We start from the raw sequence: 10,719 nt of genomic DNA, 5'->3' as shown, positions 1-10,719 counted from the left end.
GGAGCGGCCCGCGCTCCAGCCACCGCCTGACCCGCCAGCGCCTTGCCAGCCGCCGGCCTCACGCCGGCCGCCGCGCCCGCCCGCGGGGGCCAGCAGGGCGCGCAGCCGCTCATTCATGTCCTGCCGGTAGTGCTTGCGCACGGTCTCGTCGGCAATGGCGTTCACAACCTCGTTAAGGCGTGCTTCCAGGGCGGCGCGGCGCTCCGGCGTGTCGAGTGCGGCGGCGCCACTCTCCCGTTCCCAGAGCGCGGTGGCCAGCGGCCGGGCGCCGGCGAGAACCTGCTCCATGGCCTCGCGGCCGGAACGGCGGATGAGGTCGTCGGGGTCCTGGCCGTCGGGCAGGGTGGCGAAGGTGAGGGAGCGGCCCGCCTTGATGTGGGGCAGGGCGATATCCATGGCGCGGGCGGCGGCGCGCTGGCCGGCCTTGTCGCCGTCGAACAGCAGCAGCGGCTCCTCGGACATGCGCCACAAAAGCTGCAGCTGGTCCTCGGTGAGGGCGGTGCCCAGCGGCGCCACGGCCCCGCCGAAGCCGGCCTCCACCATGGCGATCACGTCCACATAGCCTTCCACCACGATCACCCGCGCGCCTTTGTGGGCGGCGGCGCGCGCGTCGAAGCCGTTATAGAGCAGGCTGCCTTTGTGGAAGAGCGGAGTTTCCGGCGAATTCAGATACTTGGCCGGAACATCCTTCTCCAGCGCGCGGCCGCCGAAGGCCACCACGCGGCCTTTCAGATCGGTGATGGGGAACATCACGCGGTCGCGGAACCGGTCATAGGGAACCGGGATGTCCTCGCCGGAAATGAGAAGGCCGGCTTCCACCATGGCTTCCACCGGCACCCCCTGCTTGCCGAGCGCCTCCTTCAAGTGGAAGCGCTCGCCGGCGGCGTAGCCCAGATGGAAGCGCTGCTGGGTGGTGGGGCCCAGCTCGCGGTCGGCCAGATAGCCGCGGGCCTTGGCGCCGAGCCGGGATTGCAGGGTTTCCTCGAAATGGCGGGCGGCCAGCGCCATCACCTCATAGAGGGAGCGGCGGCGCTCCTCCCGGGCGGCGGCCTCGGGCGTCTCTTCCGGCAAAGGCAGGCCGGCCATGGAGGCGAGCCGCTCCACCGCCTCGCCAAAGGGCAGGCCCTCCGTCTCCATCAGGAAGTCGAACACGTCGCCGTGCTTGCCGGACGAGAAGCAGTGATAGAAGCCCTTCTGATCATTGACGAAAAAGGAGGGCGTCTTTTCCGCGTTGAAGGGCGAGAGGCCGGCGAACTCGCGCCCCTGCTTCTTCAGCTTGACGCGACGGCCCACCACCTCCGACACCGGCAGGCGGGCGCGGATCTCGTCAAGGAACGCGGGCGAAAAGCGCATTCGCGAATCAGTTCAGCACAGGGGACGGTGAATGGGCGGAGTGGAGGCGAAACCGCATCCTAGCTCCCATGTGTAAATGCACACCACTTGGGCTTTCTGATGATCCGCGCGGCGATTGCCCGCCCGCGCCACATGCGCCCGCTATCCTCATTATCCACATGGCCGGCTCGCGGAGCGGAAAGCGCGCGGCGGGGGCGCAAAACGCGAGCTTTGCCATGGACGCTCGCCGTGGCCGAAGATAGCCTCGACCCCACAACCGCAGAGAGCGGGACCAGAGGCGTGCAGCGGGGCGCGGGGCCATGGACGCGATCATCGATTTTCTGAACACGATCTTCTGGGGCTATGTGCTCATCTACGGCCTTTTGGCGGTGGGCGTTTATTTCACGCTCCGGCTGCGTTTCATCCAGGTCGTCCATTTTCCGGAGATGCTGCGCTCCGTCTTCCGGGCCAATGCCACGGACAAATCCGGCATCACGCCGTTCCAGGCCCTGTGCACCTCGCTCGCCTCGCGGGTGGGCACCGGCAATATCGCGGGCGTGGCGGTCGCGCTCTATCTCGGCGGGCCGGGCTCCATTTTCTGGATGTGGGTGGTGGCCACCCTGGGCATGGCCACGGCCTTCGCCGAGAACACCCTGGCCCAGCTCTACAAGGTGAAGGACGACGAGGGGCGTTATCGCGGCGGCCCGGCCTTCTATATCGCCAAGGGGTTGAAGGCGCCGTGGGCCGGGGCTGTGTTCTCGGTCTGCCTCATCATCTCGTTCGGCCTGGTGTTCAATGCGGTGCAGGCCAATTCCATCGCCGATGCTATGGAAGGCGCCTTCGGCCTGCCCAAGCTCGGCACCGGCGTGGTCATTGCGGCGCTCGCCGGCATCATCATCTTCGGCGGCATCGCGGCCATCGCCCGCACCGCGGAACTGGTGGTGCCGTTCATGGCGGGCGCCTACGTGCTGTTTGCCTTCTACGCGCTCATCACCAACATCACCGAAGTGCCGGCCATGCTTTATCACATCGTGGCCAGCGCCTTCGGCCTGGAGCCCGCGGCTGGCGGCGTGATGGGGGCTGTGACCGTGGCCATGATGAATGGCGTGAAGCGCGGCCTGTTCTCCAATGAAGCGGGCATGGGCAGCGCCCCCAACATCGCCGCCGTGGCGACGCCCGATCCGCACCACCCGGTGAGCCAGGGCTTCGTGCAGTCGCTGGGTGTGTTCATCGACACCATCGTCATCTGCACCGCCACCGCGCTGCTGATCTTGCTGGCCGACGTGCTGGTGCCCGGCAATGGCGTCAACGGAACCCAACTCACCCAGGCCGCGATGGAGACCTATATCGGCTCGGCCGGGCGCTATTTCGTGGCCATCGCCATCTTCTTCTTCGCCTTCACCTCCATCATCGGCAACTATTCCTATGCCGAGAATGCGCTGGTGTTCCTGGGCCACGGCCATGTGGCGGGGGTGGCGATCCTGCGGGTGGCGCTGCTTGGCATGGTGATCTGGGGCTCGCTGCAGAGTGTGGCCACCGTGTTCAACACGGCGGACGCGGCCATGGGGCTGATGGCTTCCATCAATCTCGTGGCCATCGTGCTGCTCTCGGGCCTCGTGGCCAAGCTGACCAAGGATTATCTCGACAAGCGCCGGGCCGGCCTGGAACCCATGTTCCTGGCGAGCGAGATGCCCGAGCTGAAGGATCAGATCGACGCGGAGATCTGGAGCCGCCGCTAGAGTGCTTCCAGGCGAGGTGAGAGCCGGTGCGCGGGGAGCAAGCCGGGGATGGCCGAAGGACAGGCCGTCTCGGGCTTCCCTGAAGAGCCGAGGCCGCATGGCGGCTGGTCATGCGGACACACGCGGGGCTTGGGCCTGCGGCGTGGATCCGAGCAATGGCCCGGAGGCAGGGCCTTGCGGCCAGTGGACGTTGAGGCACGGGTGAGCTCTGCGAATCGCGATGCTCACCCGGTTGCTTCCGCTGCTCCGCGAAGGGTCAGCCGGCGGCGGTCAGGGCGTCCTTCACCCACTGGGAGGCCTTGCCGAAATCGATGGCGCCGGCATAGCGCTCCTTCAGGGCGGCCATGGTGCGACCCATGTCCTTGATACCCTTGGCCTCGATCTCGCCGATCACCGTCTGGATGGCGGCGCGGGTGTCGGCCTCGCACAGCTGCTGCGGGAGGAAAGGCTGGATGTAGCCGATTTCCTCGCGCTCCTGCTCGGCGAGCTCGGGGCGGCCGCCCTCCTCGTAGATCTTGGCGCTTTCCTCGCGCTGCTTCACCATCTTGGCGAGCAGGGCGCGCAATTCGTCGTCGGTGAGGGGGTCCTTGCCGTGGCCGCGCTGCTCGATGTCGCGGTCCTTCAGGGCGGCGTTGACGAGGCGCAGCGTGGACAGGCGGCGCTTGTCCTGGGCCTTCATCGCCTCTTTGAGGGCGGCGTTAATGTCGTCACGAAGCACGGATCGATTTCCTTGCAAGAAGAGCGGGGCGGGACAATCGGGCGGAAGGGCCGGGTGGGCGCGCAGGGCTTGGTGCCGACCTCGAAGCGAGATCTGACGGACCTGAGGCTGCGGCCCCCGTATTCACTTCACGGCTCACCCGTCGCGGTTCACCCATGGCTTTGGCCCGCTTGGGCTCAAATGGTCCAGTGTCGTTTGGCCGGGCCTGCAGGCGAAAGGGCCGGTTTGCGGGGGGCTTCGCGAACGCTCCCTTGGGAAACGGGGCGAGGCCATCCTGGCTGCCGGACCGGATCATCTTGATCGCCGGGCGACGGCGCACACGTTTTTTCGCGCGCGGACGCTGGAAACGCGGCGCGTGACGCTCTATCTAGGCGATCCATGACGAACGAACAAGACCAGACCCCCACCGAGCCGCTCTCTACCGGTTCCGGGCGCTCTGCTGCGGCCGACAGCTGGAGCGAGCCTGTCCCCACCGCCGTTCTCGTCCTTGCCGACGGTACGGTGCTCGAGGGTTTCGGCATCGGTGCCGAAACCACGCTGGCTGGCGAGGTGTGCTTCAACACCGCCATGACCGGCTATGAGGAAATCCTCACTGATCCGTCCTATTCGGGGCAGATCATCACCTTCACCTTCCCGCATATCGGCAATGTCGGCACCAATGAAGAGGACATCGAAACGGTGTCCATGGCGGCCGCGTCGGGCGTGCGGGGGGTGGTGCTGCGCACGGACATCACCGCGCCGTCCAACTACCGCGCCACGCGCGGGCTGGATGCGTGGCTGAAGGCGCGCGGCATTCCCGGCATCACCGGCATCGACACCCGGGCGCTCACGGCGCTGATCCGCGAAGCGGGCATGCCCAATGCGGTGATCGCCCATTCGCCCACCGGCATCTTCGACATCCCCGCCCTGAAGGCCGAGGCTCGCGCCTGGCCGGGCCTGGTGGGCATGGACCTGGTGCCCTCCGTCACCACCGCCCAGCGCTTCGACTGGAGCGAGACCCCGTGGCAGTGGCCCGAGGGCTATGGCCGCGAGGAGGCGCCCAGCCACCACGTGGTGGCCGTGGACTATGGCGTGAAGCGCAACATCCTGCGCCTGCTCGCCGCCGCCGGCTGCAAGGTGACCGTGGTGCCCGCCACCACCTCCGCCGAGGACATCCTGGCGCTGAAGCCCGATGGCGTGTTCCTCTCCAACGGCCCCGGTGATCCGGCGGCGACGGGGGAATATGCGGTGCCGGTCATCCGCTCGGTGATCGAGGCGGGAGTGCCCACTTTCGGCATCTGCCTTGGCCATCAGATGATCGGCCTCGCCGTGGGCGGGACCACCGTGAAGATGCACCAGGGCCACCACGGCGCGAACCACCCGGTGAAGGACCTCACCACCGGCAAGGTGGAGATCACGTCCATGAATCACGGCTTTGCCGTGGACCGGGAGAGCCTGCCGAAGAATGCGGTGGAGACCCATGTCTCCCTGTTCGACGGCTCCAATGCCGGCATTGCGCTGTCGGACAAGCCGGTGTTTTCCGTGCAGTATCACCCCGAAGCGAGCCCCGGCCCGCAGGATAGCCACTATCTGTTCGACCGGTTCGTGGAACTGATCGCGAAGAACAAGGCGGCCTGAGCCGCCTTGGCGCCCCGCCGTCTGGCGGGGCGCCACTCCCCTCGCCGTCGGGGGCATCAAGCCTTGAGGTGACGCGTTTTCTCGATGTGGCGGAGTCCCACTCCGCGCGAAAACGCCCTCGCATCCCCCTGTCAGCCGCCCTTTTCACCTTTGATCGTAGAGGCGACGCGCCGGGGCTTTCGCCCGGCGCAGCGCGGTTGCGCGCCTGCGCCGCTGCCCCAACGGTATTCCGCGGCTCGGAAGCGGTATCCTGAGCTAAAGTGTCGCAGTTTGTGTTGACATGGCGATTTGTCGCACCCCACCATGAGGGTGGCTGGAGGCGTCAAGCAAGCGTGTCCGGAGATCCGCCGCCGCAATCGTCGCCAGCCGGGCGAGGAGGGAACGCAGTGATCACCGTGGACGACATCCTGCGCGAGAAGCGCGACACCCGCATCATCGCCATCCGTGTCTCGGACACCGTGGCGAAGGCCGCTTTGCTGATGAAGCGGGAGAACGTGTCATCCGTCCTGGTGATGGATGAATGCCCGTCCGAGCACGGCACCGTCATCGGCGTGTTCTCGGAACGTGACGTGACCCGTGCCCTGCTGGAGAACGGCTCCGCCACGCCGAACATGGTGCTCGCCTCGTTCCTGGAACGGGAGCTGATCTGCTGCGAGCCCTCCGATTCCATCGTCACGGCCCTGCGGCTTATGAACGAGAATCAGGTGCGTCATCTGCCGGTGATGGAGGATTTCGCGCTGCTGGGCGTTATCAGCGCCACCGACCTGCTGCGCCACTTCCTGCGGGAGGCGGAGGCGCGGGGCATTGCCGATGCCTTTCTCGGCAGCACCACGCCGGAACTCGCAGTGCTGCGCTGAGAAAAGGCGATCCGATCGCTCAGCGGGCGCGTGGTGAGAGGTGAGCCAGCAGGCCGAGCGTGGAGGCGGAGGCGCCAACGGGCGCGCTTTCGCCCCGCACGGCCGGCAGCAGAGCCGTCGCCATCTCCTTGCCGAGCTCCACGCCCCACTGGTCGAAGGCGTTGATGTTCCACACCGCCGCCTCGACGAACACGCGGTGTTCATAGAGGGCGATGAGGCGGCCCAGCGTGTAGGGGTCGAGCTGGCGATAGGCCAGGGTGACGGAGGGGCGGTCGCCGGGGAACACGCGATGGGGCGCCAGGGCGGCCACCTCCGCTTCGGGCAGTCCCTTGGCGCGCAGCTGCGCGGTTGCTTCCTCCAGGGTGCGGCCCCGCATCAGCGCCTCGGACTGCGCGAGGCAGCTCGCCACCAGCAGCTCATGGTGCGCGCGCAGCTGCGGCTCGTGCCCCTCGGCGGCAATGAGGAATTCCACGGGCACGATTTCGGTGCCCTGGTGCAGCAGCTGGAAAAAAGCGTGCTGGGCATTGGTGCCCGGTTCGCCCCAGACGATGGGCCCGGTGGGCTGGCCCACGGGCTGCCCATCGCGGGTCACGCTCTTGCCGTTGCTCTCCATGTCGAGCTGTTGGAGATAGGCGGGCAGGCGCGCCAGGCGCTGGTCGTAGGGGATTATGGCGCGGCTGACATAGCCGCACACATCGCGGTGCCACAGGCCGATCAGGGCCAGCAGAACCGGCAGGTTGTCCTCGAACGGCGCGTTGCGGAAGTGGTGGTCCATGGCCTCCGCGCCGGCGAGCAGCTCGCGGAAGCGCTCGGGCCCGATGGCCAGCATCACCGGCAGGCCGATGGCCGACCACAGGGAATAGCGACCACCCACCCAGTCCCAGAAGGCGAAGGTGCGGTCGGCGGAGATGCCGAAGGCCTGCACCTTGTCCGTGGCGGTGGAGACAGCCGCGAAATGGGCACCGACGGCATCCTCGCCCAGCGCGCCCGCGATCCACCCGCGCGCCGTGCGGGCATTGCACATGGTCTCCACGGTGGTGAAGGTCTTGGACGCCACGATGAAGAGGGTGCGCGCGGGATCCAGCCCCTTGAGCGTGTCGGCGATGTGGGCGCCATCCACATTGGAGACGAAATGGCAGCGCGGACCGTCATGATAAGGCGCGAGCGCGAGCGTGGCCATGGCCGGGCCAAGATCGGACCCGCCAATGCCGATATTGACCACATCCGTAAAGGTGTTTCTGGTGGCGCCCCTGAGGCTCCCGTCCCGGACCGCGCGGGCGAAGGCGGCAAGATGCTCCAGGCTGGCGCGAACCTCGGCCTTCACATCCACGCCGTCGAGCATGAGCGGCGCGGGCGTGCTGTCGCGCAGGGCCACATGCAGAACCGCGCGGTGCTCGGTGGCATTGATCCGCTCACCGGCGAACATGGCATCGCGCTGGCGCGCCACGCCGGCCACCTCCGCCACCCGCAGCAGCAGCGCCAGGGCATCGGCATCCAGCTCGGTCTTGGAGAAGTCGAGCAGCAAATCTCCCAGGTTGCGCGAGAAGGACTCGAAGCGGCGCGGTTCCGCATTGAGTTCGCGCAGCGGGCGGCGGGTGGCCGCCCGGGTGGAGGAAAGCATGCGCCAGAGGGGTTGAGTCGCGGTCATGGACGAAGCGGTCCTTGGACCATCCGCCGGCCGCAGGGCAGAACCCTGCGGATCCTCGGAAGCCGGTCTCACGGGGGTTGAGGTACCGAGGCTCTTCATGCCCCCGGACGTTGACCGCAGTACGTCGCTCATGTGCCGTGACTGCCCGATTGAAGGCGATTGCGTGGTGGAGTGATGACCCTAGGGCGTCTTCGAGCGCAGTGGATCCCAGCTCGTATCAAGAAAACGCGTCAACTCAACAGGCTAAAGCATCTCTCCGATTCCGCGAAACGGGGACATGCCTGGACGGCATCGCAGCGTCCTGCCTGCCGTGCCCGCGCACCGACCATGCGCCCGTGCCCCCGAAATCGCGCGGAAAGCGTATTCCCGATCCGGCTCCTATAGCACGCCCTGGTTGGGCCGCATCCGGGGGGACGAGAGAATTCACCGCAAGCGGATCTTGAGGCTTCTGGATCTTGAGGCTTCCGGCGAGAGTCGGGTGGCGAGGAGGGGCAGCGATCCTTGGTGAGCGAACTCCCGCGGTGGCGCCTTGCAGCAAGGGCGGGCGCAGCTGTGCCTTGCGAGGGATGCGTCCGAAGCACACGGATCGATGGGGCGGGAGCTTTGGGGTGAGTCGCGGCGCGAGGCCCGCGGGCGGACGGTGCCGGTCCATCGCCTTAACGCCATGTCCGGCGCGGAGTCGCGGCCAGGAAAATGCGGACAGGCGGCGAGGACATCGTCGCTTTGCGGCGGGTCTTGAAACTGAGGTCACGCAAAAATCCGCGCAGGTCAGCCGCGCGGATTGCAAACGTCACGAGATCGGTCCCGAATCGGAAATGTCGCCCCGCTTTGAAACGAGACGGCAGGGCCGGTCCGAAGACTCAGCGGCTGCGCGGCTTGGAGGGCAGCAGGCCCTCGCGCTGGGCGCGCTTGCGAGCCAGCTTGCGGGCGCGGCGGATGGCCTCGGCCTGCTCGCGGGCGCGCTTCTCGGACGGCTTCTCGTAATGACCACGCAGCTTCATCTCGCGGAAGATCCCTTCGCGCTGCATCTTCTTCTTGAGCGCCTTCAGGGCCTGATCAACATTGTTGTCGCGGACGAGAACTTGCACGTGTTTGCCTCTTCGAGCTGTTGCGCCGATCCGGTGCGGAAATGATCTGGAACTCCGAACCTTGGGGCAGAGCGCCATGCGGCGACCATGCGGCATGTCCGAAGGAGCCGCTCTATTATCAGACAAGCGGAAGGTTGTCCACTCGCCTGCGCGAGGGGCCTTTCACCCGCGAAGCCTTGCGCCGGCTTATTATCCCGCGCTCGCGAGCGCCTCACCGAAGGGAGGGGGGCTCTCCGGGGCGGTATCCCAGAGAAAGCGGATCACCGGCGGGCGGGGCAGGGTGGCACCGTGGAAGCGATACTTCGGGACCGGGGGTAATCCCGCCTGGGGGCGGCGGTGGCGCTGGGCGGCACGGCAGAGCGCGTCCAGTTCATCCCGCAGCTCCACATCATGGAACAAAGCCTGCGCGATCTTCAGCCCGCGGATGAAGCGAAGCTCGATCTCGATGAGCCGCCAGCCACAGAAGCGACCGGACCGCGCCATCTGGAGGGCTGTCTGGCGGATGTCGAGCAAAGCTTCGCCGTTGGCCATTCGGGTTCCCCCGCTGCCGAAAAGAAACGCAGTGACTGATTCGCTAACGGTTGTATCACACCGTGAGTCGCGGGTGTCAGCAGCTTTTGTCGGGAATGTGGGAACAGCCGGAATCATCGGGCCAGATGCGGTTCACATGACCCATCTTGCGACCCGGCCGGGCCTCGGCCTTGCCATACAGATGCAGGTGCGCGCCGGGCTCGGCGAGCAGCTCATGCCAGGTGGAGACGTCATCCCCGATCAGGTTGGTCATCTCCACGCGGCCGATGCGACCGGTTTCACCCAGGGGCCAGCCGGCGATGGCGCGCACATGCTGTTCGAACTGGGAGGTGATGGCGCCGTCCTGGGTCCAGTGCCCGGAATTATGCACGCGGGGGGCGATCTCATTGACGATCACCCGCTCCTGGGCGCCACGGCCCACCACGAACAGCTCGACCGCGAATACGCCCACATAATCCAGCGCGCCGGCGATGGCGCAGGCACAGGCGCGGGCCTGCCGGGCCGCGGCCGGGCTCACTTCCGCGGGCACCGTCGAGGTGTGCAGGATGTGGTTGCGATGGACGTTCTGGGTCACTTCATAAGCCGCGAAGGCGTCGTCGGAGCGCCGGGCGGCGATGATGGAGACCTCGCGCTCGAACGGCACGAACCCTTCCAGGATGGCGCTTTGCCGGCCGATGGCGTCCCAGGCGGAGGCGAGGTCGTCGCCGGGGCGCAGCGTCACCTGGCCCTTGCCGTCATAGCCGAAGCGGCGGGTCTTCAGCACTGCGGGCAGGCCGATGGCGGCCACCGCCCGGTTCAACCCCTCCAGGTCGTCCACGGCGGCGAACGGCGCGGTCTCTATGCCAAGGCCGTTGACGAAGGTTTTTTCCTGCAGCCGGTCCTGGCTCACCGCCAGCGCGCGGGGGCCGGGCCGCAGCGGCACGCGGGCGGCGAGGAATTCGGCCGTGTCCAGGGGCACGTTCTCGAATTCATAGGTCACCGCCTGCACCATGCCGGCGAAGCGGGCGAGAGCCTGCCAATTGTCATAGGCGGCGCACACATGGGCGTCGCTGACCTGGAAGGCGGGGCTGCCCGCCTCGGGGCAGAAGATGATGCTTTTGAGGCCGAGCTGAGCGGCTGCGAGCGCGGTCATGCGACCGAGCTGGCCTCCGCCGAGGATGCCGATGGTGTCGCCGGGCTGAAGCATGGT

The 10,719-nt window shown here is 67.2% G+C and carries 9 protein-coding genes; 3 read left to right on the top strand and 6 right to left on the bottom strand.

What is annotated here, in order from left to right; all coding sequences use genetic code 11:
- Positions 1–1,353, bottom strand: a 1,353-nt coding sequence (gene dnaG, locus L0966_RS14455; protein WP_234052643.1) for a DNA primase, incomplete at its 3' end; no start/stop codon positions are given.
- A 299-nt stretch (positions 1,354–1,652) separates the two neighbouring features.
- On the opposite strand from dnaG, the gene L0966_RS14450 reads away from it, so the two are divergent.
- A complete protein-coding gene (locus L0966_RS14450; RefSeq protein ID WP_234052642.1) occupies positions 1,653–3,071 on the top strand; it encodes a sodium:alanine symporter family protein in 1,419 nt (472 codons plus the stop codon).
- Positions 3,072–3,327: 256 nt separating this feature from the next.
- On the opposite strand, the gene L0966_RS14445 is transcribed toward L0966_RS14450, so the two are convergent.
- Positions 3,328–3,789: a GatB/YqeY domain-containing protein gene (locus L0966_RS14445; RefSeq protein WP_234052641.1), complete on the bottom strand. Its 462-nt coding sequence runs from the start codon at positions 3,787–3,789 to the stop codon at positions 3,328–3,330.
- Between the two features lie 378 nt (positions 3,790–4,167).
- Here L0966_RS14445 and carA point away from each other — a divergent pair, with 378 nt between their 5' ends.
- Both carA and L0966_RS14435 read left to right on the top strand, forming a co-directional pair.
- On the top strand, positions 4,168–5,406 hold the full coding sequence (gene carA / locus L0966_RS14440) for a glutamine-hydrolyzing carbamoyl-phosphate synthase small subunit (protein WP_234052640.1): 1,239 nt from the start codon (positions 4,168–4,170) through the stop codon (positions 5,404–5,406).
- Between the two features lie 386 nt (positions 5,407–5,792).
- Complete coding sequence (locus L0966_RS14435) at positions 5,793–6,263, top strand: CBS domain-containing protein (protein ID WP_234052639.1); 471 nt, start codon at positions 5,793–5,795, stop codon at positions 6,261–6,263.
- Positions 6,264–6,282: 19 nt separating this feature from the next.
- Here L0966_RS14435 and pgi read toward each other — a convergent pair whose 3' ends face one another.
- From pgi to L0966_RS14415, 4 genes are all read right to left on the bottom strand, one after another.
- A complete protein-coding gene (gene pgi, locus L0966_RS14430; RefSeq protein WP_255684021.1) occupies positions 6,283–7,911 on the bottom strand; it encodes a glucose-6-phosphate isomerase in 1,629 nt (542 codons plus the stop codon).
- 860 nt (positions 7,912–8,771) lie between these two features.
- Positions 8,772–8,999, bottom strand: a complete 228-nt coding sequence (gene rpsU / locus L0966_RS14425; protein WP_234052638.1) for a 30S ribosomal protein S21 — start codon at positions 8,997–8,999, stop codon at positions 8,772–8,774.
- 189 nt (positions 9,000–9,188) lie between these two features.
- Positions 9,189–9,530, bottom strand: coding sequence for a hypothetical protein (locus L0966_RS14420; protein ID WP_234052637.1), 342 nt, complete (start codon positions 9,528–9,530; stop codon positions 9,189–9,191).
- Positions 9,531–9,606: 76 nt separating this feature from the next.
- Complete coding sequence (locus L0966_RS14415) at positions 9,607–10,716, bottom strand: 5-(carboxyamino)imidazole ribonucleotide synthase (protein ID WP_234052636.1); 1,110 nt, start codon at positions 10,714–10,716, stop codon at positions 9,607–9,609.
- Positions 10,717–10,719 lie beyond the last annotated feature (3 nt).

Origin of the sequence: Xanthobacter sp. NM-59, assembly GCF_021401125.1 — a bacterium.
Lineage (GTDB): Bacteria > Pseudomonadota > Alphaproteobacteria > Rhizobiales > Xanthobacteraceae > Xanthobacter.
Note: the sequence above shows the minus strand (reverse complement) of the source record. Positions and strands in the feature narration are given on the sequence as shown.

What these genes read in the sequence shown, in the direction of transcription:
- L0966_RS14450 (WP_234052642.1), top strand. Translation starts at nt 1,653, where the DNA reads ATGGACGCGATCATCGATTTTCTGAACACGATCTTCTGGGGCTATGTG.
- pgi (WP_255684021.1), bottom strand. Translation starts at nt 7,911, where the DNA reads ATGACCGCGACTCAACCCCTCTGGCGCATGCTTTCCTCCACCCGGGCG.
- L0966_RS14415 (WP_234052636.1), bottom strand. Translation starts at nt 10,716, where the DNA reads ATGCTTCAGCCCGGCGACACCATCGGCATCCTCGGCGGAGGCCAGCTC.
- carA (WP_234052640.1), top strand. Translation starts at nt 4,168, where the DNA reads ATGACGAACGAACAAGACCAGACCCCCACCGAGCCGCTCTCTACCGGT.
- L0966_RS14420 (WP_234052637.1), bottom strand. Translation starts at nt 9,530, where the DNA reads ATGGCCAACGGCGAAGCTTTGCTCGACATCCGCCAGACAGCCCTCCAG.